The sequence below is a fragment of the Paenibacillus sp. SEL1 genome, assembly GCF_054602535.1.
Window position 1 is genome coordinate 1,346,396 of sequence record NZ_CM137723.1, and the last position, 23,865, is coordinate 1,370,260.

Genomic DNA, 23,865 nt, shown 5'->3' on the forward strand with positions numbered 1-23,865 from the left:
GAGATTTAATGATGTTTGAGATTTATTCTACTTTTGTAATCGGTGCAAAGCCAGCTAACAGTCGTTTAACCCCTACTGGAGCCGGGAAAGCAATTTGAAGCTCCATATCATTGCCCGTCCCTTTTACAGCTACAATAGTTCCAATCCCCCATTTACCATGCTGTACCTTGTCTCCAGCAGCAAAAATGGAGGGACCTCCTGCCGAAGCAGCCGGAGTGGGTTTCGTGGATGAAGATGTCGTTACTGTTACTCGGGGTGACGCGGAAGCGGACGAACCACTACGGCTCATCGTATCAAACGAGCGTTCTCCACCAAAGTTGCTGCCACTACCTTTATTCAGTCCGCGCCCACCATAAGATCCGCCTACATTGCCTGAACGACGGTAGCGGTCACGTTTGATGATCGTATCCTCTTTTAACTCGTCCGGAATCTCTTCGAGAAAGCGGGAAGGCGGGTTAGCTGTGGTGCGGCCAAACAGAGTGCGCATCTGTGCGCATGTAAGGAACAGTTGCTCCTCTGCACGGGTAATCCCGACATACGCCAATCTGCGCTCTTCCTCCAGCTCTTCGTTATCCAGAAAGGCACGACTATGAGGGAATACTCCCTCCTCCATACCGACAATAAATACGATGGGAAACTCCAATCCTTTGGCGCTATGCATGGTCATCAATACAACCGCATCGCTTTGCTCTTCTTCATCGTCATTCATGGAATCAATATCGGCAATCAGAGCAAGGTCGGTCAGGAAGGAGACGAGGGACTTGTCTTCCGCTCCTTTTTCAAATTCCATGGTTACCGACAGGAACTCATCAATATTCTCCAAACGTGAGCGCGACTCGAGTGTATTCTCATTTTGCAGCTCCAAGCGATACTGAGTGGTTTCCAGCATTTTTTCTGTTAACTCGGTAACTGACAGGTAGTCTACCATCCGACTTAAACCTTCAATCATATCGTAAAACTCTACCAACGCATTGCGCGTACGTCCTGCAAAGCCCAAATCGTCTACAACTTGAAGGACACGGAAAATCGAAACTCCACGTTCCGCTGCAGCTGCCTGCAATTTGCCGACGGTTGTGTCTCCGATGCTTCGTTTTGGCACATTAATGATTCGGATCAAGCTGATGTCGTCGTCAGGATTCGAGAGCAGGCGAAGATACGCCAGCAAATCCTTGATTTCCTTCCGATCATAGAACTTGATACCACCCACGATCTGGTAAGGAATATCCGATTTAATCAAAATTTCCTCGACAACCCGAGACTGAGCATTCGTACGGTACAAAATGGCATGATGGCTATAGGTTTTGCCCGCATTAATATTCTTATGAATTTCGGAGGCGATAAAGTAGCCCTCATCATGCTCAGAGTCAGCACGATAAACTTTAATCTTGGCGCCGCCTTCTTTGTCAGTCCATAGTTTCTTCGGCTTGCGACCTGTATTTTGACCAATAACTTCGTTGGCAGCATTGAGAATATTTGAGGTGGACCGGTAGTTCTGCTCCAGCAAAATGGTGCGCGCTTCCGGGTAGTCCTCTTCAAAATTCAAAATGTTGCTAATATCCGCCCCCCGCCACCGATAGATGGATTGGTCACTGTCACCTACTACGCAAATCCGGTGATGCTTGTCGGCCAGCATTTTGCACAGCATGTACTGCGCACGGTTCGTATCTTGATATTCATCAACATGAATGTATTGAAATTTCTTCTGATAGAAATCCAGTACCTCAGGTACTTCTTTAAAAAGCTGAATCGTTGCCATGATCAAATCATCAAAATCAAGAGAGTTGTTATTTTTGAGTCGTTGTTGGTACTTGGTATATACCTTCGCCACAATCCCCTCAAAATAGTCGCCAATCTTGCGTTCATACATTTCGGGAGTGACCAGTTCATTTTTAGCCGTACTCATCATAGACTGGACTGCTTTGGGTTCAAACTTTTTGGTGTCTATATTCAGATCCTTCATGCAGCTCCGAATAACAGACAATTGATCCGTAGAATCCAAAATGCTGAAATTCGAGGTAAATCCAATCCGCTCGATATCCCGACGTAAAATACGCACACACATCGAGTGGAAGGTGGATACCCATACATCTCTTCCCTGTGGGCCAATCAGCTTGGATACGCGATCCTGCATCTCACGCGCGGCCTTGTTCGTAAAGGTAATCGCCAAAATGCCCCATGGAGCCGTCTTGCGGGTCGCAATGAGGTAAGCTATTCGATGTGTAAGCACCCGCGTCTTACCACTGCCTGCGCCAGCCATAATCAGCAGTGGACCATCTACCGCCTCCACAGCCTGACGCTGAGGTGGATTAAGGCGAGCTACCGCCTCGTGTATATCTATTGATTGCATGCGTGCATGCTCCTTTCCCTGAGCTTCCATAAATTCACGTTCTATACTTCCAATTTCACAGCTACCGTCTCCAGCGCTTTCGCCAAGTCACGATAAATGATGTTTCCTACTACAATGGTGTCACAAACGCCAGCCGCTTGTAACGCGGTAGATTTATCCACGATACCTCCCCCGTATAGGACACGAGAGCGCTCCGTACTGCGATGTATTTTCTGCACCAGCTCCATATCCCCAAAAGCACCGCTATATTCCACATATACAATCGGTAGATGCATGAGCTTGTCAGCAATCTGTGCATATGAGGCGGCAGATGAAGCACCCAGCGAAGTATCTGCTCCGGTAAGCTTAGCGACCGTAGAATCACCGTTCAAAACAATATATCCTTCCGCCACAAGCAATTCCCACGGGATCATATAACCAAGCTGTTCAATCGCACGTTGGTGCTGCCCTAGAATCCAATTACTGTCAGTGGTATTCAGTACCATGGGAATCATATATAGATCAAACCCTGGCACTACAGCCTCCAGATCGGACACCTCAAGCACACACGGCACCTCATAACGCCGAACCCGTGACAGCAAATCCACCGTATTTTCAAAGGTTACGCCCGATGAACCTCCTACCATAATGGCGTCCGTACCAGACATACACACGGCGTCAAGTGCCTCATCATCCAGTTCCTTGTCAGGATCAAGCTTAAACACATGCTTCCATGATTGAATTGAATCTGCCAACACACATTCCTCCAGCATCCATTGCTTTTGTCATGATCCAGTCGAGCCGAATTCCAATATCCAAAAGCGTTCTATGCTAAGTCTATGACAGTGCTTAAAAGGTGTCAATGTTCGTATCAAATGGGAACACCCCGTTCAGACAGCTCATGGTCGTAGCGCATACAACCAACTGCGTTTACTAAGTTCTTTTTCCGTTAAAACATCGGTATAGAAACCTCGCACACCCATCTGTTCATACTCAGCCGCATCCTTCAACTCATTAATGGTATTTACGTAGCACACTGCTCCTGCCTGGCGCAAACTTTCCACTAAAGCACCACTCACCCGATTCTCTGGTAAAGTTACTGCCGTTATATCATTTTCTTGTACAAATCGAATGATCTGGTCATCTTTATCCTCTGTGGCGTAGAGCGTATAAATAACGGATGGATAGGGATAAATACTCCGCAACGTTTGCAGCATTTCTTCATTATAAATTTGAGGAACAATACGGGACAAAAGATTGGGGTTTTTCTTCTGTGCCTGACGGGTCAGTTGCGCAAACAACTGTTTGATTTGGGCAGGGTCCTGTTCTTTCGTATCGGTCACAATATAAGCATCCGGGTATGTTTCCAATAAATCCAATACATCCTTCCAATCTACTGGGGTATAGGAACCGTGTATGGGGGTGTTCTTAAATTGATGATAGCTCCAAGGTTTTCCGCCCTGTTCCGTAGCAACTGCATGTTCCTGTTGCATTTGCTCTGTAAAAGATTCTGTCCATTCATGGCGCGCCACCAATTGTCCATCCGATGTAAACATCAGGTCGACCTCGAATACGCGGCTGCCTTTTTTATAATTTTCCACAAACGCTTCACGCGCATTAGTATAGGCTAAACCATCAACGGCTCCCATGGCATGCGAAATCACACGGTACGTGGTAAAGCCAGTATGTTCTTCTGTAGATTTTCCTTTGTATGCCAGTAAAAATGTGCCGATTAACATTAAAAGAATAACCGCAACAATCAATCGTTTCATGGGGTGTCACATCCTTTTCGTACAGGTCAATACCCCACATACGCATGCTCAAAACAACTGCCAGACGCAAAAACACCCTCCGGCTAAACCGAAGGGTGCTTCTGTATTAATACGCGTTCTTGAAACCGTTGCGAATCGTGCGGAAAATAATTTTAATATCGAATAAGAGCGACCAGTTCTCAATATAGAAGATGTCATGCTTAATCCGTTCCTCAATAGATGTATCTCCACGCAACCCGTTGCTCTGTGCCCAGCCTGTGATTCCAGGACGAACATGATGCTTCACCATGTATTTTGGAATTTCCTCACGGAACTGATCCACATAATAGGGTCGTTCTGGGCGTGGACCAACGACACTCATATCACCCAGCAGAACGTTGAAAAATTGAGGCAGCTCGTCGAGACTCGTTTTACGAATAAAAGTACCAAAACGTGTGCGTCTTGGGTCATTAGCAGTCGTCCAGCCCGTATCTTCAGTTCCAGGAGGCAGCACCTTCATCGAACGAAATTTGTACATTCGGAAGGTGCGACGATTCAAGCCCACCCGCTCTTGCTTAAAAATGATGGGCCCTCTGGATGTGATCATTACACCAATCGCCACTGCCAGCATGATCGGAGAGGTCAGAAGAATCGCGAATAAAGAGAATAAAATATCGAATAGACGCTTAAACAATCGATTCCCCGCCACATCCAGTGGAATATCCCGTACATTAATCATCGGCATACCTGCAAAGTTATCAAAGTACGGACGAGCCGGCAAATAATCGAAAAAGTCGGGGATTATAAGCGTGCGCACTCCAGCCTTTTCACACATATTGATAATCTTGGGGTACTTATCATGGGCATCCAGCGGAAGCGCCAGAATGACCTCGTCAATCATCAGACACGACAGCGTAGCCTCCAATTGATCTAAGCCTCCAAGAATCGGGCGGAAATGCGCCGCTTCCTCTTCACTCCAATGCCGCTTATCATCCAGAAAACCCACGACCTCGTATCCTAGATCAGGATACTGTCCAAGATTATGATAAAATCGTTGGCCTAGAGTACCCGCCCCGAGAATAAGCATGAACTGCTTGTTGTACCCTTTTTGACGGAGAGCTTTAAGAACTTGCTTCAAAAAGAACCGGTAAAACAAAATAAGCAGCACATTCCCAACCATATAGATCGCCAGATAGGACCGCGAAATGTCGATTTGCTTCACGAAGAACATCACACTCAACAGCACGAACAGGCCAACAATATGAATTTGGGTGACGCGGAATACGTCATCTGCAAATCGTTTTTTGCGTTTGGGCGAATAGAGCGAGAATAACATCCCCAGCACTACGGCAATCAGGCCGTAGATTAAGCTCCAGCCTCCATATACTTGAATAGGAAGCGGTTCTTTATAGGTGATCCATTCACTTTCAAATTTGAAAAACCAAGCGATCAGAAAGGACAACTGAATGACCGCGAAATCCGCCACAATATATAATTGGGTTAAAAAACGCTGATTTCTGCGTATCATGCTTTCACCTCAGTACGAGATTGTTCCCCGCTGTCCGGCTTGACCGGTGCAGACAACTTATTTTTTAGAAAGGCCATGCCAAACTTCACCGTAATTCCCGCATATACAGCCATATTGGTGATCCAACTGTATTGCTGTTTATAATGCTTACGATGAAATACCCACATAGCTCTATGAAACTCATAAATAATTTTCAAAGGACGACGGCGAGCGCTGCCCCCTTTGATATGAATAATATATGTGCGCGGGTAGTAGTAAATGCCCCACCCGGCTTGCTTAATCCGGTAACACCAATCAATATCCTCACCATACATAAAAAAGGTTTCATCCAAGCCACCGACCTGGTCAATCGTCTCCCGGCGCACCAGCATAAAAGCACCTACCAGTACATCTACTGGATACTCATCATCCGGGCTTAGATGCCCAAGCTGATATTGATTGTACTTCGGGTTATCCGGGTAACGCTTCGACCAGCCGAAAGCGTAGTAAAAAGAAGCTGACGGCGTTGGAAAGCCACGCTTACAAGCCTTATCTAGCGAGCCATCTGGCAAGATGACCTTACAGCCCGATGCTCCCATTTCCGGATGCGTATCCATAAACTGAATCATTGTATCCAGCGTGTCCGGTTGCACCAACGTATCGGAGTTCAATAACAATACATAACGCCCGCTGGCTACTTCCATCCCCTGGTTGTTCGCCTTGGCAAAACCTGTATTATTCTTATTGGCTATCAACGTAATCTCCGGGTATGCAGCACGAATAGCCTCAACAGATCCGTCACTAGAGTGATTATCAATCACAATCACTTCATATCGGTACTGCGACTTTGACGCATACACCGATTGCAAACAATCCAGCGTCAATCGACACGTATTATAGTTGACGACCAGTATGCTTACATCCATATTTAAAACGCTCCTGACAAATTCAGTAATCTATTCTACTATCGCCTATTATAGCATACCGCGCAGACCACGGGGCGCAAAAAAGCACATAACTTGTAACCTTACATAGTTAGCAGAATTTCAAAAAATTCGATCCCAGTTGCTCCAAAGTGCAAATATAGACAAACGAAACCATTTCGATCTATATATAGTTCATTGGAAGTCGTTTATTAGATTTTTGTAAAATCCTCGGTTGAGGTCTAAAATTCATCGTGGTAAGATATACATGGAAAAAGGGCTGGTGCCAGCCAGCCCCTGCGCAACCAACGCTCCAAGAGCGGACGGTTTTGGAACAATTAGGCCGAAAATAGACCCTTCCTTGCGGGGGCGGTCTATTTTCGTTTGTTAAACTCTAACAGTGTGACGATTAACGCCCCGAACGTCAGCATTAAACTGAGCGCCTCAAACACTGTCACAGGCTTCACCCCCCTCCTCGGGAGAGTTAGCCGACCGCCCTTGGCAGCTCTATCGGTTGCACGTTTCAATTATACTATATTTTTCCATAAAGGAACACGCATTCGATGGTATTTTATCTAGTATTCATTTGCACCTTTGACTATTTGACGCTTATATATGGAAAAAAGTTTCAATATTTTTTCTTTCCATACCTCTATAACTTCCTCAATACAAAAACCAACTTATAAATCCAGTTGTCCAACCGTGACTGCCTGTAAAATGGAGACTGCCAAATATATTTCATACGAGAAAACACACCCTTTTGGTAGCTGTCCAGGAATTGATCCATATCTTTATACATTTGAGGAGACATGTCTTGTCCATAAAGTTGAATAAATTGTTGGGCTTGTTTGCTTAAAATATAGCGATTTTTTCCTTTTGCAAATCTACTTAGTCTTTTCCTCCACTTGCTAACCCAGCCATCCGTAGAACCTCCCAGCACATTGTTTTGATGCTGCCGATACCAAATGTACGGATCGGGGTCAAAAACAACCTCACCAAAAGAGGAAGTGCATAAGTAAATCCACCAGTCATGCATGATAATATTATCCAAAGAAGTCGGAATTCTCTTTTTCACGAGCTTGAGTGTTTCTTTATTGATCACCATGGTACAACCTACACATACATTCTCAATGAGAGCATTATAGAAGGATACAGGTCGGGGGATGTCAGCTGGCCATACTTTGAGTGGTTCCAATGTTTGAGAGACCATTTGAGTAGCAGAACAGTACATCAGCGGTCGGCTCTCATCCTGAACCCTGAGATGAGCCACAGCCTGAGCAAGTTTATTCGGCATCCACACATCATCCTGATCACAAAAAGCGTAATAGTCGAATGTCTCAGACGATCTTTGAATCAGATCAAAAAAGCTTTTAATAACCCCTACATTGCTCTCAAGGCATAAAAAAATCTGTTGAGGATAACGTTGCTTCAGCGCGCTCAACTTGGCAACCGTATCATCTGTCGAGCCATCATCACGAATTAGAATCTGAATTTCTACGTCTTTTTGATTGATGAGACTTTCTATCTGCTCATCTAAGTAAGCTGCTCCGTTATATGTAGATAATAAAATTTGTACGTTAGGTCTGTTCAGAGTAATGACCTCCCTACAATATGAATTTAGAATTTAAACATTTTACCGAATAATAATATACGTAAATATGCATAGAATAGTAATAATTATTCTTTCTGTTTTACATCGTTTAGAATGAATATCGATAATAACTCCCATTATATTTATAATGGGAGTTATTATCGATATTCTCAATATATTCTTTATATTGTTAATGTAAGTCCCATTCATCAATAACAGTCAGTATAATCATTATTTTAATAATTTCAGTTCAAATGATCTCTGGCTATTGTCTACGTTAATCTCTTCTTTTACTAGATACAATGGTCTCCGTTTGGATTCATTATATATTCTACCCACATACTCACCGATTAACCCCAGAGTCATTAGTTGAACTCCTCCAAAAAACAAAATTGCTACCATTAAAGACGGATACCCTGCTACAGCATTACCTAGAGTAATTGTCGCTACAATTAAATATATGGCATATAGTAACGACAGCCCTGCTATAACCAGACCTAAATAAGTAGCTATTTGTAAAGGAGCAAATGAGAAGGAAGTTATTCCCTCAATAGCAAAGTTCCAAAGTTTCCAGTAATTAAAACTACTTTTACCCGCATATCTTGGCTCTCTATAATAAGAGATGCTCGTTTGTTTAAAACCCACCCAACTAAATAAGCCCTTCATGAATCGATGCTGTTCTGGCAACTTATTGAGGGCTTCTACAACTTGTTTTGTCATCAATCTAAAATCGCCTGTATCTGCAGGGATTTCAAACCGAGTCATTTTTCCTATGACCCTATAAAAGAAATGTGCAGTAAATTTTTTGAACCAAGTTTCACCTTCTCTTTTTAAGCGTGTTGCATAAACTACGTCATACCCTTCTTTCCATTTTTCAATGAGAAGTGGTATTACTTCTGGAGGATCCTGTAGATCAGCATCAATAGGGATTACTATATCAGACTGTGAATAACGTAATCCCGCAGACATAGCAATTTCTTTTCCAAAGTTTCGGGATAAATTAATAACTTTCACTCTCTTATCTTGGCTTGCAACAATCCTAAGTCTTTCCATAGTATCGTCTTTACTGCCATCATTAATACAAATAATTGTATAATTATAGTCATAACTATTTAATAAATTAGTCATTCTTTCATAAAAAACATTAACATTTTCACCTTCGTTAAACATAGGGACAATAATTGATATATTAAATTCATTATTAGTCATCTGCTATCCTTTCAATTGTAGAAGATTAACTGTCAACATACAGATATTAATTTAGTCTAAACTTAACGACTCTACAGAGAGAGCAAGTACTCTCGTGTCACCGTTTATACCTAATTCTTTAGGAGTAGCTGCATTTGGTAAATTTAAAATAATTTTAAGTTTATTATTTACTATATCTTTTGGAATCAAAAATTGGTAATCACTCGTTGAAGTGATGCTTAACTCTTTAATCTTATGGTTATTCGCAATAAGAGTTATATGTTGTTCTTTTAGTGAACCACCTGTTAGTGGGGACATTCTGATAGATAACATTAAATCTTTTTTAGGTTTATCTAAAACAAAATATAAACTTGCTTCCTTTCCAAATGTCCAAGTGTTCTTTTCTTCAGACTCTCCCCATCCATAGCCCTTTATAACATGCGAGTCTCCACTTGATCCAAAATTTATTTTATGACCATACGTATAATGAAAGTTAAATGGCTTCAAATCAAAATCTTTAAAATTTTTATCTAATACTCCATTTGGAATCAACAAGTTAAACCCATCAACAGAAAGAAATAAATCATTAGCCTTTTTATTTTCTATTGTACTGATAAGTAATGAGTTATCAACAATATATATACCTTTTGTATCCCAAACCCCATTTTTAAAACTATTAGTTAACTCATTATTATATTGCTCTCTTTTAGCATAATCGTCTCTTGCGGTATATACAGCGTTTATAGTCATACCTTTTTTTGATGCCAACATAGAAAAAGCAACAGACTCTTTGTTGGCCACTGCTGGTACAAATACTATATTACGGTATTTCCCTCCATCAATCTTCTCCCATATTTCTGATTTTAACGGATTATCCCATTTAGCCTCACTTGCATACATTTCATGAAATTCAGTGAATTTCCCCGATAGGTCAGTAAATTGTACAGACAATGCTACTATCAAGAGTACCATTGCACCTTTAGTTTTAGTACTTTTAATAACAATAGTGAGAGATAAAATAATAATCATATAATAAACGGGCCAGAAGAATCTTCCGGAGGCTCTAACAACATTACATATCTTTAGCAGTAATTCAGGAATTGGAATTTCAAATAAAACTCTATCTCCAAAAGTAATTATGTTGCTTAATGCAATCAAGCTCAAAATAATGCTCGCAACTAACAAGCATGTATTACCTTTAAAATGGATAGCTGACCTTCCTGTAACTATCGAATAAAAACCCCACATCATTAGCAAAAGAATCCCTAATCCTAAATAATTAAACCCTTCATATTGCCCCCCAGTAGCATTAGGCTGATCTTTAAGTACATATTGAGACCACCCTTGAGGATTAAAAACAGAATTTATATTCATTGAGTAGAAACCAAAACCATCAGAAACTCCTGATGATCTGAAATAAAAATATCCAATAAACCAAAGAACTAAAAGTATAACTACACCTGCAGTCGTAAGGTAAATTAAACAACTAGTTATATTAATAAGTCGGTTAAATAATAGCTCGCAAATTTTTATAAAGAAGAACAGTAGACTCATTAAAAATAGATATGGATGTACGAGAAGACTTACTGATAACAGAAGTAGCCAGTAAATGTGTTTATAGTCTTTTTTCATAAGGTAAAGTGAAGCGAGAATAAGCCAATGTCCCATTAAGGCTTCATGACCATAGGCTCTCCATAACATAACTGGACTCATTATGAAAAACATTAAGCCTAAAAGCTGTAGTGAAATATTAGAAGTCAACCTTCTCATAAACAACATACCAAATAAAGCTTGAAGAATGTAACATAGAAGAATCCAAATTCCTAAGTATTGAAATTCATTGGGAAGTAAACGACTAAAAATTTTAAAGAAAAAGGCCAGTAATGGTATAGAATCAGTATAAGTGATAGATGTTCCTGTTGGTGTATTAAAATCAGTTATAATACCCGGGGGTACTCTCCATGGCTCATTTCTGAAAAAGTGCCACCCCAAAAAATGTTGAGCGGGATCAGCACGTGATAATAGCCAATCAATGGTTGAAGTATTTAATACCTTTGCGCTTAGCACTGTAATAAAAAATATTATAGCTATTCCTATGCTTATTACTAAACGCAAAATATTAATTGTATTTTTATCAAAATTAATACTATTATTCAATACTAGAAATAGTACACTGATAATGATACAAGTACCTAAAGAGAGGTAAATAGAACCATAATGCCAACTGAACGTGATTACTAATATTAAAGCACATATAATAATTAAATTATTACGCAAGCTAAATATGGATTTCATATGACCCCCGGTTATTTAGAGGCAAAGGTAATTTTTTTATGTCCTATATACCCCAATATAGTATAAAGCCCAGAAGAAAGGAGAATGGATAGATTACTGGCCAATGTCCAGTTTCCGATAATATTTTTTAATGAAATAAAATAACCAATAGAATAGGATATTATATAACAAAATAATGACACTAAAATAAATTTAAATAGGGTGCTTACTATTTTGTTCTGTGATTTAAAAGTATATTTTTTATTCAAGAAAAAACTAACTAAAATTCCAAATATATTCCCGACAGAACTTGAGACCCAATAATTAAAATTAAGTAGATTAAAGAGTAGTAATACAGATGTAAGCCCAACCAAAGTATTAACAATCCCAACAATAAGATATCTTATAATAATGGTCCGTCTCTTCTTTCCCTATAATATGGATAAGCAACAGTTCCTGAGATCCCACCCTTCGGTAGATCTCTTGCTCAGAAAGGTGTACATTTATTTTACTTTTTCCAATTCTCTCATAAAGGACTGTAATCCTTCGCGCCAAGCACGTAAATCCTTCAAACCATTTGCACGAATGGAAATGTGCTCCATTACGGAATTACAAGGTCGTGCTGCCGGTCTCGGGAATTGTTCTGTACTGCACGGTTCTAGTTTTGCAGTGATTTTAGCACCAAGTAGTTCCGCCGCATCGTGGAAAATAGCCTGCGTAAACTCATACCAAGTACATGTGCCACTGTTGGATGCGTGATAAACGCCATATTTCTCCGTCTGAGCCAACTCCACCAAAAAAAACGCCAAATCCACTGTGTAAGTTGGTGAACCTTTCTGGTCATGCACAACCTGAAGCTGAGGCTTTTCCTGCCCAAGCTTCAGCATCGTTTTAACAAAATTATTCCCATGTAATCCATAGACCCAGGATGTACGCACAATAAAATACCTGCTGGAAAGCGTCTGAGTCAATACTTCACCTGCACGTTTGGATTTACCATAGATACTTTGTGGATTGGTATTATCATACTCGTGGTAAGGCTGCACCGCCGAACCATCGAACACATAATCCGTACTAATATAAACCAGCTTGGCGCCCACCTTCTCCGTAGCAATTGCCATATTTCGTGTTCCCGCCGCGTTTACCTGATAAGCCCTGTCTACATCCGTCTCTGCCGCATCCACTGCTGTATAGGCGGCACAGTGAATCACAGCGTCAGGCTGAAATTGTTCAATAATCTTAACAGCCTGCTCCAAGTTCGTTATATCCAGTTCATCTCGGCCGCAACCAACTACATCATGACCCTTCTCCTGAAAGACTTTTACCACATCCTTGCCCAGTTGGCCGTATGCTCCAGTAACCAGAACCTTCATAACTACGAATCCCCCAAGCGAGAGTCATACTGCTTAGCATAATACTGCTGGTATTCACCAGATTGAATGCGGATCAACCATTCCTTATTATCCAAATACCAACTAATTGTTTCTTTAATGCCCGTCTCAAAAGAATGCTTGGGCTTCCAGCCCAGCTCATTCATTGTTTTAGTCGGGTCAATACCATAACGACGGTCATGCCCCGGACGATCCTGCACATACGAAATTAGAGATTCTGGCTTGCCCAGCTCCTCCAATACCGTTTTGACGATGTGCACATTCGTCCGCTCGTTATTTCCACCGATATTGTATACCTCACCAAACTTACCCTGATGAATGACCAGATCAATTGCACTGCAATGATCCTCTACATACAACCAATCGCGAATGTTCAAACCATCCCCGTATACAGGCAGCTGCTGATCACTCAGCGCACGTGAGATCATCAGCGGAATCAGCTTTTCCGGAAACTGATATGGGCCATAGTTGTTGGAACAACGTGTGATATTCACTGGTAGACCAAAGGTCTCGTGATATGCACGAGCCAACAAATCGCCGCCTGCCTTGGACGCAGAGTATGGGCTATTGGGCTGAAGTGGAGTTTCCTCCGTAAACAAGCCTGTTTCACCCAGAGTGCCATACACCTCGTCTGTTGATACCTGTACAAACTTGGTTATTTTGTACTTTTTTGCAGCATCCAGTAGCACCTGCGTACCCAATACGTTTGTTTTTACAAACACTTCGGGTTCCAAAATGCTCCGATCTACATGCGATTCAGCTGCAAAGTTCACCACTACATCAATTCCCTGCTGCATCACCTGGTCAATCGTTTGTGTATCGGTAATATCCGCTTTGACAAAGCTATGTTTAGGGTGATTTTCGATGGATTTCAAATTCTCCAGATTGCCTGCATACGTGAGTGCATCCACATTCACAATTTCGTAATCTGGGTGTTGCTTTAACATGTATAATACAAAGTTGCTGCCAATAAATCCGGCCCCGCCGGTGACAAGAAGTTTCATATAGTCCTCCTAAATCATACTCTAATACATATAAGATATGCTTTATTGAACTAATAAGAAACAAAAATGGTTTTTTATTAGTTCAACTGTGTATATAGTTGAGGTTTAATCCTCTAATCAAAATTAATGTCTGCATCAGCCAGTACCGGATGCTTCTGATCCTTCTCTGAAAGAATAGCCTGAGAAGTTGGCCAATCAATCCCTAGCGCAGAGTCATTCCACAGAATTCCCCGATCATTCTCGGGTGAGTAATACTCGTCTACCTTATACAGCACTTGAGTATTTGGAACAAGCGTACAGAACCCATGAGCAAACCCTTTAGGCACCAGCAGCTGACGTCTATTATGCTCGCTTAAGATTACCCCGACCCATTGGCCGAATGTTGGAGAACTTTTACGAATATCCACAATAACATCATAGATGGCTCCAGAGAGCACTCGAATGAGTTTGGTCTGGGCTTTAGGATTAAGCTGGTAATGCAACCCTCGGATCACACCAGTCTCTACAGATAAGGACTGATTATCCTGAATAAAAGAATGATTAATACCATTGTCTTTCATGATCTGCTCATTGTAACTTTCCATAAAGAAACCACGGTGATCACCATGAACCACGGGTTCAATGATTTTGGCTCCTTTTAGTTTCAGAGGAATTACTTTCATCAATATGTATCCTCCCTTCAATTATAATTTTTATAGCTTTAATTTCCCAAATTCGTCGCCAAAGACGAGATCTTTAGCTAGTTCATTAGCACGTGCAAGAGATGGATGGGTTCCAGCATCAGTCCACCAGCCTTGAAGGACATCGTATGTCAAAGTCCCATTAGCAATATATGCATTGTTAACATCAGTAATCTCTAGTTCTCCACGCGCGGAAGGCTTGAGCGTTTTTACAATTTCAAATACATTATGATCAAACATATAAATACCCGTTACGGCAAAATTACTTTTAGGATTTTTAGGTTTTTCTTCAATAGAAACAATTCGTTCTCCTTCCAGCTCAGCCACGCCAAAACGATGAGGATCTTGGACTTGTTGAAGTAGTATCTTGGCCCCCGTCGTTTGGTTACGGAAATTGTCCGCAAAAGGCGCAATATCATCTTCAAATACATTGTCTCCTAAAATTACAACCATTTGATCATCGCCCACAAATTGTTCAGCCAAGTCAAGAGCTTGTGCGATTCCACCAGCTTCATCTTGTACTTTATAAGTGAACGTCACTCCCATTTCACGACCACTACCAAGAAGATTAACAACATCTCCCATGTGGTCCTTACCGGTTACAATTAGAATATCAAGAACGTTTGCTTGTTTGAGTTTATTTACCGAATGAAAGATCATTGGGTACTTACCAACAGGTAATAAGTGTTTATTCGTTACCTTGGTTAAAGGGTAGAGACGTGAGCCTGTACCACCTGCAAGAATTATTCCTTTCATACCAATTCTCCCTTCACAGTCACATACTATTAACAACTTTTCCTTTAATTTCGTCCCAAACGGAACAAAATCTTATAACATCTTCCTCAATAAGCTCAGGACCCTTTTGTATTTCTATAATTTCCAAGTCACTCTTTGCAAATACACTGTGTTTTTGCCCCGGACTAATTTTGACACTATCGCCTGTTTTTAATGAACTTATGCAATTATCAATAACTAACTCACCACTACCACTGATAATATTCCAAATCTCCGTACGTTTAGTATGCATCTGATAGCTCAAATTTTGCCCTTTTTTTATGCAGATTTTCTTTGTAAGCACTTCATCCCCATCTTCATTATTAATATTGTAATCGAGGATTCTAAACCACCCCCATCTTCTTTCCTCATACATTGGGCGATTATTCAGATTCTTAATAGAGTTCTTCAACTGTGGCGTTATTGCTACATCTGAAACCAATATACCATCAGGACTAGCTACCACAACAACATCGCTCAATCCTAAAACCACAACAGGTATGTCTAACTCATTAATCAGATTGACTTGTTGACAATCGGAAACGATGCCCTTACCCAATTGTTTAGAATCCATCTCTTCAACCAGAGAATCCCATGTCCCTAAATCTTTCCATTTCCCTTCATAAGGGAGGACATGAAGTACTTTTTCTTTTTCCAAAACTTCAAAGTCAAAACTAATTTTTTGAAGGTTATTATATCCCTCAACCATTTCATCAAATTGAACTGGAAGACCTCTGTTTTCCATAATTCCTACTAAATACTTGAGTTTAAAAGCAAATATCCCACAATTCCATAAAGCTGATTGGTCGATTAGCTCCTTAGCCCTTTCAACAGGTGGTTTTTCTATAAAACAATCAACTTCCTGTAATGAGGCAACATTTTTAGAATTAACCTTTGGAAGAATATAACCATATTTCTCAGTAGGAACAAGTGGTTTAACACCCAACAGAGCAATATTTAGTTCTTCCTCATCCATTATCTTTTCCAATTGAAAAATTTGCTGAAAGAAATTATCTTCTACATATAAATCTACAGGCAAAACAACAACAACTTCATCAGGACTCTCGTTTGTTTGAGATAATAAATATGAAGCAGAAAGAGCTATAGCTGGAAATGTATCTTTTCGTTCAGGTTCTATAATTAAAGGCGGGCAATCAGTAAGTTGAGACTGTATCATCTCAACTTGAGATTTGCTAGTCGTAATAAATGTGGACGAATCTAAAGACACAGTTCTTATCTGTCTCCAAACACGTTGCACCATTGACTCATCATTCCCGTGTTCATCCTTTAAAATTTTCAAGAATTGCTTTGAACGCGAATCATTCGAAAGTGGCCACAATCTAGTACCGGAACCACCTGAAAGCAAAATTAATTTCATTTTATTACCTCATTTTTTTATTTCTTTGTCCAATAGGAAGGATATATTTTTATAACAGCAAATAATGCCTTCAGCTTCGCCCTTTTTAGGCTTGTTTTTTGTTTTGTAAAAAAGACCTCTTTAATCACATGAGCAACATACAAAATAAATTGTTTAGCAAATGTTTTAAACTTAAAATTTTTAGATATAAACAGTAGCTTATTGCGATAGACATGGAATACAAAAAATGGCGACCATTCTTGGCTACTCCCTGTATGTACATGTCTAACTAGTGCTGTTGGACAAAATAATAATTGCAAACCCTGTTTCTTTACTCTATATGATAAATCAGTATCTTCATAGTACATAAAAAACTTACTATCAAACCCGCCTATTTCAACAAATAAATCACGTCTTATCATCATTGCCGCTCCACAGCAGGAATCAATTTCTCTGGCTATATCGTATTGTCCCTGGTCTTCTTCACAAAAACCCTGATCAAAGCCATTAAAATCTTCATCGACTCCAGAGCCTGCATTTTGGATCAATGTTACTTTATTATTACTAATGAAATCTTCGTCTAGGACAATTTTTTCGTGAAGAGAATAGCTATTTTCACCTATAATTATAAAATCAGTAGTTTGATCGTGTTCTTTTATTATTTTTAAATCAATACTATATTCTGACACTCCATGAATTAGTGGTAAGTAAAAAACAGTATGACCAAAGCAAGTTAATTCACTATCCATGTACAATAAGTTTTTTGTGAATTTCATATCGACTTTTTGACTAATATCATTTATCTGTACATTACTAGATATTATAATTTTGTCTTGGGTTTTAACTTGAACTTTGATAAAATCATGAAAAAATATTAGCTTTGAGGCTACCATACCAATATTTTTCTGACTACTAAAAAAGGTGTACATTTCGAGAAGCCAGTTTTTCTCTACCGCAGTATCATTATTAAGAAAAACAACATATTCACCTTCCGAATGTTTAACACCATAATTGTTACCACCAGCAAATCCAAGATTCTCTTTCGTTTCTAAAATCTTTAAATTGGGAAAAACATCACGATAGCTTTCTGTTAAAAATTGAATGGAATCATCAGTAGAATTGTTGTCAACAAAGACTATTTCATAAGTAAGACCAGCTGAATCCATTTTAGAAAGAGAATCAAACAGATTTTTTATATACCTTTTCCCGTTAAAGTTAACAATAACAATTGAAATTTTATAAGACATCAAAAATCTCCCTATTCTTTTCATAGAAAGTTTCTACTGAAAAATCCTTTGCTCTTTTGGACGCGTTAAGAGCAATAGTTTCTCGTTTTTCCGAGTTGCTAATTAACTCCTGAGTGTATTCCAGTAACTCTTCCTCGGAATTCCATAAAAACCCATCCTTTTGTTGATTAACAATTTCTGTTTGTCCCCCTTTATTTATGACAATCGGAACAACACCTTTGCTCATTGCTTCTACAGTAGTTATACCAAAATGCTCCATTTTCTCAGGGAAACGATCACTCTCTTCATTAAATCCCGTTGCATGCCAAAAAAGCTTAGCTCGATCATAGAGATTATTTACTTGAGACAAATCACTATTAATGTACAGATAGATGGGATATCCTTGGATTTTCTCCTTTATTTTAGCCACATACTCTATATCAACAGGGTTATTAGATAATGCTCCAACTATGTGCAGTTCCCATCCTTGGAATTTATGAATATTCTTTACAAAAAAGTCAACTAAGAAATCCTGTTTCTTATTATGAGCCCCTACAAAAAAACGTCCTACAGATAAAATAATATTTTCTTTTTTTTCAAACTCAATTTCATTGATTTCATTTTCTAAAAACACAGGAGGATATATAGTGACATTTTTCTTTCCAGTTCTCCAATAGTGTTGCAGCCAATGGTTTGTGAATTTAGAATTACTTATAAAATAATTGTAGCTATTCTTAAAACGAAAATTCAACCAATCGGCAACTAAATTATGTGGGAATTTATTAAAACTAAATTTCTGAGGTGGAAACATACAAGAGTATAAGTTTCTTTTCGCTCTGCCTATATGTTTGCTTAGAAACATGAAATTTAAAAACAAGTCATACTTACTTGTAATTTCTTCTATAACCTTTTTGTTTTTATAGTGTTCTATTAATGACCCAGGTGCCTTCAAATCTAATTTTAAAATTTTAGTTCTATCCAAATGAATTCCAAAACGATTATTTAATTCATTTATGGTAGGGTAATACTCCGAATGAATGTTAACTTCGTTATAATTATGAACCAATATATCAATTTCAACATCGTTATAATAGGATTCGATGAATTTACAAAAATAGGCCATATGCTTCTCCCCTCCTCCAAGAGTGGGATAATAGGGATTTAAAACAAGCACTTTCTTACTCATTCATCTTCTTCCTTCCTTCGTGCATCATTAAAAATTTGTTTTTTCAATTGCATAAATTCATACTTCAACTGATGATAATCATTTTGAAGATTTTTTAACGAATCAGACAATCTTCCATTTTCTAAAACAACTTCATGATTATGCTTTTGTAAATGAGTATACGCAAGATTATTTTCATTGAATTTCTCTGTCATTTCATGAAGCGATAAATTCAAATGATTAATTTGTAACCTAAATTCATAATTTTGTTCACTCAACTCAGTAATTTGAATGTTTTTTATTACGAGTTGTTCATTTAACAAATCCAATTCTTGATTCTTTAGAGCTAGCTCTTCCGAACTTTGCTGAGCAACCCTATCTTTTTCGTTTATTAAAAATTGATTTTCCTCTATTAAATGCTTAGTCTTTTTGAAGATCGCTCTTCTTTTAAGACTTCGATTTAATAATTCAGTAATCTTTTGGTCAATCTGAAGATTAGTTTCATTATGCTGTTTTTTTAATGTGTCATACTTAAGTTGTAATTGGCTAAACTGATTTTTTATGCTTTCTGACTCCGTTTTTAAATGAGCTTCTTGACTTTTATAATTATCTAGCTCAATCATTTTATTATTTAATGTTATTTTGCTGTTTTCTAATTTAATTGAAAGCAATTCTTTTTCACTATTCAATGAATTAATTTTGTCTTCATATTCACCTAGCAAGTGTTGTTGGTTAATTGTTTGACTCTCATTCTTTTTGCTTTCATCTAAAACCTTATTTAAAGTTTCAATTTTTTTCGAATATTGATCACCAATGTTATAAAAACGCTTTTTGCCAAGCACATACTCTTGGAATGCCATCTCCATTTTTTGATATTGGGCAATCTCATCAATTTGAAATTCTTCAAAAAGATCATCCAATTTCAGAAAAGAGTTTAAATATTCACCATACTTCCAAAACAGTCTAGATAGACTCCTATAAATTATATAATTCAAAGGAATTGATGTGTAAAATATCCATTCGTAATCAATAACAGTAAATATAGATCCGTCAAAAAAAATATTATCAAAGGTTAAATCAATATTTGCTTCAGCCATACACTCTACATCTGAAAAGTCAGGTTCAAATCCGAATATTTCCAAAAATAATGTAGTGGGTTTAAAATCTTCTTGGTGCCTAATATCAAAGGTTTTCAAATAATTAATATATCCTTTAATAAATCCTAATAAATCTGGGATGTTTTTTTTTGAAATCGCATCCAGCATATGCTCATCTAAAGATTTCCCTGGGGCAAAATCAAATGTAATAGCACTATCATTCTTTAAAGATGCCTTGGCGGAGTTTATATGTGGATATTGTTTGCTCATAAACACATAATTGTCATAGATCTGCTTGATATGAGCTTTACTGTCGACTGTTAGAGCTTCCTTTTGAACATAATTAGTTCCCGAGTTATCTGTTAATATACTTGTTTTAAGTTGAAATCTCGGCAGACGGTTACGGTTGTATTTGGTGTATACAATTTTCATTTCGCAGTCCCCTCATAATTTTCACTAAAGACTAAGAATGAATTCGCGAAAAGGTCAAAGTGACCATTTTGTATAATGTTATTAAATACTAAGTACTCTTCAAAACAAACAGTTTGCTCAGTATCATAACTTGGAGTTACTTTTTCTAGTTCTCCCACTTTTGGAAAGCAATCGTCGGAGAATATTTGTGTAGGGAGCTTATAATCCGGCATAGGGTAATAAAATTGCGAATTCTGAAATCCTGCTGTTTCAAGCAAATTAGTTAGATCAGTCTTACCAAAGGTTTTAACACCCTTGTCAGAGATATACCCTTCTAAGCTTTCAAACTGAACTCCCGTGTGATCTTCTTTTCTTCCAGCCCAATATTTTAAACCCAGTTTATTTTCAATGGCAACAATCAAAACACCATCTGGTTTTAACATTTTTTTAATACTCTTCAGAAAATCTAGATAAGGCTCAGCAGTATTCGTGAATTTCCCTGCATACTCAAGAACTCCTATTAGAGTTATATAGTCAAACTTTTCATCGAATTGAATATCGTTTAAATTCCCAACCATAATTTCCAGATTTTTTTTATCTCTGTTACGATAGGCATTTATTTCTGCCCTCTTCTTAGAAAGCTCTACAGCCACAACTTTTTCATTCTTTTCGCATATTATCCCAGTAACACCGCCACAACCTGCCCCAATTTCTAATACAGCACTTCCTTCTTTAAAAGGGTACCAATCAAGCAAATTAAATCGATAGGGTGATAAATGATACAAAACAGGCCATCTATCATCCTTACTTAGGATTTCATGAACATCAAAATCTTTTTTTACCATTTCTAAAATTTCATTTTCTATATCACCGTCACTATACAGATCCTCACCATTATAATATTCATAGTTCATTAGCACATTTCCAATTTTTGTTTTCATAGGGTTACCCTCTATTTTCATTTTTAAACAACTGAATTTGTGACTCTAAATCATATAAACCTACAATATTTTTAAAAATGGAAGCCTCAAAGGAAAGTACATCATACAAACGGTGATAGACTACTAATTCATCGCTCTGAAAACCAGTACAACCCAAAGAAAGAGTATAATATCCACTTTGGAGTTTAAAACTTTGCGTGAATGTCACAATTATCTCCTCGTCTGGTTTTATATCTGGTGTCAATATATTTTCAAACATTGTATTAGTTCCACAAATTTCATTTCCTTTTAAATCCTTAACTGTAAATGCAAAAATAGGTTGCTCTAATTGTGCATGAAATCTAACTTTCATCTTAATCACGACTGGCTCATCACTGATAATTTTAGATGAAGGGATACCATCTAGATCAAAAATACCGAAGTCTATGATTTCGGCCAGTTTGTCTCCATATTCAAGTAATGTTTTGTTAACAGAAAAGCTCTTTTTCCATTCGCCAACTTCAGCGAGGCTAGTTTGCTTATTTACTTTTAACTCCTCACTTATATCATAAAGATTCACCAGTATTTTCTTATATACATCTACCATTTCTTTTGGAGTTCCCTCAGCAACATTTTCTCCATTATGAATAACTGCAGCTCTATTACAATACTTCAATATCGTATCCATTGAATGAGTAACAAATATAATAGTTTTGCCTTGATCTATAAATTCATTAATTCTTCTAAAACACTTCGTCTGGAAGGCAACATCGCCGACAGACAATGCTTCATCGATAATTAAAATATCAGGATCAACATTTATTGCAACAGCAAATGCTAACCTGGCAAACATCCCGCTAGAATAGGTTTTAACGGGTTGATGAATAAAATCATCGATATCAGCAAAGCTCAAAATATCTTCTAGACGCAAATCCATTTCATCCTTTGAAAACCCCATAATTCGACCGTTAAAATATATGTTCTCCAAACCGGTTAGTTCAGGGTTGAAACCCGCGCCCAATTCGAGGAGTGCTGCAATTTTACCATCCACCAGAATGTCCCCTTCACTCGGTTTCAGTACCCCAGTGATCATCTTTAGTAATGTTGACTTACCCGCACCATTTTTGCCCAATATCCCAATGCACTCACCTTTGTTAATAGTAAGCGAGAGGTTTTTCAAAGCATAAAATTCTTTATGCCTTTTACCCTTCATTGGGACTACCGCTTCCACTAAGCGATCTGTATTCTTCTCATATAGCTTATAAATTTTAGAAACATTATTCACACTTATAACTGGGTTTGGAGAGAGTAATTCTTGCACGGTACTGGACATCTCCGTAACCTCCTTAATTTTAAATGACATCAGCAAAATGAGGCCGCAATTTTTTGAATAAGTAGTAACCAATTAGTAGAAAGATAAAAGTAACCAGCCAAAAGTACAGTGTTTGTTGGGGCCGTTCCCAGAACCAATAATGATACAAAAATATTCCACGATAGCCCTCAATGATATAATAAAGAGGGTTTAGCTTAATTAAAAATTGATATTTTTCCGGAATAGCCGTTAGGGAATAAAAAATTGGAGTCAGCCAAAAACCAAATTGCAGAATCATGGAAACCACCTGGCCTACATCCTTCAAGAAAATAACTAGTGAAGAAGTAATCCACGAAAGACCTAATAGTAAGGCGATCATACAAATTAAGAAATATGGAATTTGTAGATAGTAAATGTTCGGTTGAAATCCGTATATAGAAAACAATACGAATAAAAAGACCAAAAAAAACAAATGTACAAACAATGAAGAATAAATCTTAACAATAGGTAGAATCTGGACCTTGAAAATAACTTTTTTCACCAAAAAGCTATTCTCTGTTATTGAATTAGTAGCTGTTTGAAGTGCATCAGAGAAAAAATTCCATGGTATTAATGCTACAGAAAACCAGAGAATAAAGGGAAAATCGTTCATAGGCATATGTTTAAAACCTACTTGGAAAACAAACCAAAAAATCAACAAGCTAATTAATGGTTGAATAAATGCCCAAGCAATTCCCAGATATGATCCAACATATTTTTTTTTAAAGTCATCTTTGGACATATCAAAAATGAATTTATGTTGTTTTAGAAAACGCAATAAAACTGAATGCACAACTACTCGCCAACTTTCCTTTTTAAATTATAGATTTAAAATAAGTCGATTTTACTTCGTGTGAAATTGGGTTACTAGTTATAACAAGACAATGTATGCTAAAATATTGACGTATCTACAAGAAAAGGAGATTGTA

The 23,865-nt window shown here is 38.1% G+C and carries 21 protein-coding genes and 1 pseudogene; all 22 read right to left on the reverse strand.

The window, feature by feature from the left end; translation table 11 throughout:
* Window positions 1-22: 22 nt before the first annotated feature.
* On the reverse strand, window positions 23-2,347 hold the full coding sequence (pcrA, locus tag ACYCSE_RS06280; protein ID WP_069290489.1) for a DNA helicase PcrA: 2,325 nt from the start codon (window positions 2,345-2,347) through the stop codon (window positions 23-25).
* 41 nt (window positions 2,348-2,388) lie between these two features.
* A complete protein-coding gene (gene pcrB / locus ACYCSE_RS06285; RefSeq protein WP_459701834.1) occupies window positions 2,389-3,081 on the reverse strand; it encodes a heptaprenylglyceryl phosphate synthase in 693 nt (230 codons plus the stop codon).
* A gap of 144 nt (window positions 3,082-3,225) precedes the next feature.
* Window positions 3,226-4,098 carry a phosphatidylinositol-specific phospholipase C/glycerophosphodiester phosphodiesterase family protein gene (locus ACYCSE_RS06290; RefSeq protein WP_322163111.1) on the reverse strand — a complete coding sequence of 291 codons (873 nt, stop codon included), beginning with the start codon at window positions 4,096-4,098 and terminating at the stop codon, window positions 3,226-3,228.
* A 106-nt stretch (window positions 4,099-4,204) separates the two neighbouring features.
* Window positions 4,205-5,605 carry an undecaprenyl-phosphate glucose phosphotransferase gene (locus ACYCSE_RS06295; RefSeq protein WP_459701835.1) on the reverse strand — a complete coding sequence of 467 codons (1,401 nt, stop codon included), beginning with the start codon at window positions 5,603-5,605 and terminating at the stop codon, window positions 4,205-4,207.
* Window positions 5,602-6,510, reverse strand: coding sequence for a glycosyltransferase family 2 protein (locus tag ACYCSE_RS06300; RefSeq protein ID WP_254328323.1), 909 nt, complete (start codon window positions 6,508-6,510; stop codon window positions 5,602-5,604). Before ACYCSE_RS06300 ends, ACYCSE_RS06295 begins: the two co-directional genes overlap by 4 nt.
* Window positions 6,511-6,881: 371 nt before the next feature.
* Window positions 6,882-6,938 carry a hypothetical protein gene (locus ACYCSE_RS06305; RefSeq protein ID WP_413782955.1) on the reverse strand — a complete coding sequence of 19 codons (57 nt, stop codon included), beginning with the start codon at window positions 6,936-6,938 and terminating at the stop codon, window positions 6,882-6,884.
* Window positions 6,939-7,159: 221 nt separating this feature from the next.
* Window positions 7,160-7,801, reverse strand: coding sequence for a glycosyltransferase family protein (locus ACYCSE_RS06310; RefSeq protein WP_459701836.1), 642 nt, complete (start codon window positions 7,799-7,801; stop codon window positions 7,160-7,162).
* 21 nt (window positions 7,802-7,822) lie between these two features.
* Window positions 7,823-8,131: pseudogene (locus ACYCSE_RS06315) on the reverse strand (glycosyltransferase); the annotation flags it as partial.
* Window positions 8,132-8,329: 198 nt separating this feature from the next.
* Window positions 8,330-9,307 (reverse strand): glycosyltransferase family 2 protein, encoded by a 978-nt coding sequence (locus ACYCSE_RS06320; RefSeq protein WP_250260319.1) that lies wholly within the window; start codon window positions 9,305-9,307, stop codon window positions 8,330-8,332.
* A gap of 51 nt (window positions 9,308-9,358) precedes the next feature.
* Entirely contained in the window at window positions 9,359-11,581 is a 2,223-nt protein-coding gene (locus ACYCSE_RS06325; RefSeq protein ID WP_250260318.1) for a DUF6311 domain-containing protein, read from the reverse strand.
* 11 nt (window positions 11,582-11,592) lie between these two features.
* Window positions 11,593-11,934 carry a GtrA family protein gene (locus ACYCSE_RS06330; RefSeq protein WP_250260317.1) on the reverse strand — a complete coding sequence of 114 codons (342 nt, stop codon included), beginning with the start codon at window positions 11,932-11,934 and terminating at the stop codon, window positions 11,593-11,595.
* Window positions 11,935-12,063: 129 nt separating this feature from the next.
* Window positions 12,064-12,933 carry a dTDP-4-dehydrorhamnose reductase gene (gene rfbD / locus ACYCSE_RS06335; protein WP_250260316.1) on the reverse strand — a complete coding sequence of 290 codons (870 nt, stop codon included), beginning with the start codon at window positions 12,931-12,933 and terminating at the stop codon, window positions 12,064-12,066.
* Between the two features lie 2 nt (window positions 12,934-12,935).
* Window positions 12,936-13,955: a dTDP-glucose 4,6-dehydratase gene (gene rfbB / locus ACYCSE_RS06340; RefSeq protein WP_250260315.1), complete on the reverse strand. Its 1,020-nt coding sequence runs from the start codon at window positions 13,953-13,955 to the stop codon at window positions 12,936-12,938.
* A gap of 113 nt (window positions 13,956-14,068) precedes the next feature.
* Window positions 14,069-14,617 carry a dTDP-4-dehydrorhamnose 3,5-epimerase gene (gene rfbC / locus ACYCSE_RS06345; protein ID WP_250260314.1) on the reverse strand — a complete coding sequence of 183 codons (549 nt, stop codon included), beginning with the start codon at window positions 14,615-14,617 and terminating at the stop codon, window positions 14,069-14,071.
* A gap of 30 nt (window positions 14,618-14,647) precedes the next feature.
* Entirely contained in the window at window positions 14,648-15,391 is a 744-nt protein-coding gene (locus ACYCSE_RS06350) for a sugar phosphate nucleotidyltransferase (RefSeq protein WP_250260313.1), read from the reverse strand.
* A gap of 19 nt (window positions 15,392-15,410) precedes the next feature.
* Window positions 15,411-16,787 carry a sugar phosphate nucleotidyltransferase gene (locus ACYCSE_RS06355; protein WP_250260312.1) on the reverse strand — a complete coding sequence of 459 codons (1,377 nt, stop codon included), beginning with the start codon at window positions 16,785-16,787 and terminating at the stop codon, window positions 15,411-15,413.
* Between the two features lie 17 nt (window positions 16,788-16,804).
* Complete coding sequence (locus ACYCSE_RS06360; protein ID WP_250260311.1) at window positions 16,805-18,013, reverse strand: glycosyltransferase family 2 protein; 1,209 nt, start codon at window positions 18,011-18,013, stop codon at window positions 16,805-16,807.
* Window positions 18,003-19,178: a glycosyltransferase family 4 protein gene (locus ACYCSE_RS06365; protein WP_250260310.1), complete on the reverse strand. Its 1,176-nt coding sequence runs from the start codon at window positions 19,176-19,178 to the stop codon at window positions 18,003-18,005. Before ACYCSE_RS06365 ends, ACYCSE_RS06360 begins: the two co-directional genes overlap by 11 nt.
* Entirely contained in the window at window positions 19,175-20,686 is a 1,512-nt protein-coding gene (locus ACYCSE_RS06370; RefSeq protein WP_254350461.1) for a coiled-coil domain-containing protein, read from the reverse strand. The genes ACYCSE_RS06365 and ACYCSE_RS06370 overlap by 4 nt, the downstream gene beginning before the upstream one ends.
* Window positions 20,683-21,606, reverse strand: a complete 924-nt coding sequence (locus ACYCSE_RS06375; RefSeq protein ID WP_250260308.1) for a class I SAM-dependent methyltransferase — start codon at window positions 21,604-21,606, stop codon at window positions 20,683-20,685. Before ACYCSE_RS06375 ends, ACYCSE_RS06370 begins: the two co-directional genes overlap by 4 nt.
* Window positions 21,607-21,610: 4 nt before the next feature.
* Complete coding sequence (locus tag ACYCSE_RS06380) at window positions 21,611-22,918, reverse strand: ABC transporter ATP-binding protein (RefSeq protein WP_250260307.1); 1,308 nt, start codon at window positions 22,916-22,918, stop codon at window positions 21,611-21,613.
* A gap of 19 nt (window positions 22,919-22,937) precedes the next feature.
* Complete coding sequence (locus tag ACYCSE_RS06385; RefSeq protein WP_459701837.1) at window positions 22,938-23,729, reverse strand: ABC transporter permease; 792 nt, start codon at window positions 23,727-23,729, stop codon at window positions 22,938-22,940.
* Between the last annotated feature and the right edge of the window lie 136 nt (window positions 23,730-23,865).

What these genes read in the sequence shown, in the direction of transcription:
- pcrA (WP_069290489.1), bottom strand. Translation starts at nt 2,347, where the DNA reads ATGCAATCAATAGATATACACGAGGCGGTAGCTCGCCTTAATCCACCT.
- ACYCSE_RS06290 (WP_322163111.1), bottom strand. Translation starts at nt 4,098, where the DNA reads ATGAAACGATTGATTGTTGCGGTTATTCTTTTAATGTTAATCGGCACA.
- ACYCSE_RS06295 (WP_459701835.1), bottom strand. Translation starts at nt 5,605, where the DNA reads ATGATACGCAGAAATCAGCGTTTTTTAACCCAATTATATATTGTGGCG.
- ACYCSE_RS06300 (WP_254328323.1), bottom strand. Translation starts at nt 6,510, where the DNA reads ATGGATGTAAGCATACTGGTCGTCAACTATAATACGTGTCGATTGACG.
- ACYCSE_RS06310 (WP_459701836.1), bottom strand. Translation starts at nt 7,801, where the DNA reads ATGCCGAATAAACTTGCTCAGGCTGTGGCTCATCTCAGGGTTCAGGAT.
- ACYCSE_RS06320 (WP_250260319.1), bottom strand. Translation starts at nt 9,307, where the DNA reads ATGACTAATAATGAATTTAATATATCAATTATTGTCCCTATGTTTAAC.
- ACYCSE_RS06325 (WP_250260318.1), bottom strand. Translation starts at nt 11,581, where the DNA reads ATGAAATCCATATTTAGCTTGCGTAATAATTTAATTATTATATGTGCT.
- rfbD (WP_250260316.1), bottom strand. Translation starts at nt 12,933, where the DNA reads ATGAAGGTTCTGGTTACTGGAGCATACGGCCAACTGGGCAAGGATGTG.
- rfbB (WP_250260315.1), bottom strand. Translation starts at nt 13,955, where the DNA reads ATGAAACTTCTTGTCACCGGCGGGGCCGGATTTATTGGCAGCAACTTT.
- rfbC (WP_250260314.1), bottom strand. Translation starts at nt 14,617, where the DNA reads ATGAAAGTAATTCCTCTGAAACTAAAAGGAGCCAAAATCATTGAACCC.
- ACYCSE_RS06350 (WP_250260313.1), bottom strand. Translation starts at nt 15,391, where the DNA reads ATGAAAGGAATAATTCTTGCAGGTGGTACAGGCTCACGTCTCTACCCT.
- ACYCSE_RS06355 (WP_250260312.1), bottom strand. Translation starts at nt 16,787, where the DNA reads ATGAAATTAATTTTGCTTTCAGGTGGTTCCGGTACTAGATTGTGGCCA.
- ACYCSE_RS06360 (WP_250260311.1), bottom strand. Translation starts at nt 18,013, where the DNA reads ATGTCTTATAAAATTTCAATTGTTATTGTTAACTTTAACGGGAAAAGG.
- ACYCSE_RS06365 (WP_250260310.1), bottom strand. Translation starts at nt 19,178, where the DNA reads ATGAGTAAGAAAGTGCTTGTTTTAAATCCCTATTATCCCACTCTTGGA.
- ACYCSE_RS06370 (WP_254350461.1), bottom strand. Translation starts at nt 20,686, where the DNA reads ATGAAAATTGTATACACCAAATACAACCGTAACCGTCTGCCGAGATTT.
- ACYCSE_RS06375 (WP_250260308.1), bottom strand. Translation starts at nt 21,606, where the DNA reads ATGAAAACAAAAATTGGAAATGTGCTAATGAACTATGAATATTATAAT.
- ACYCSE_RS06380 (WP_250260307.1), bottom strand. Translation starts at nt 22,918, where the DNA reads ATGTCCAGTACCGTGCAAGAATTACTCTCTCCAAACCCAGTTATAAGT.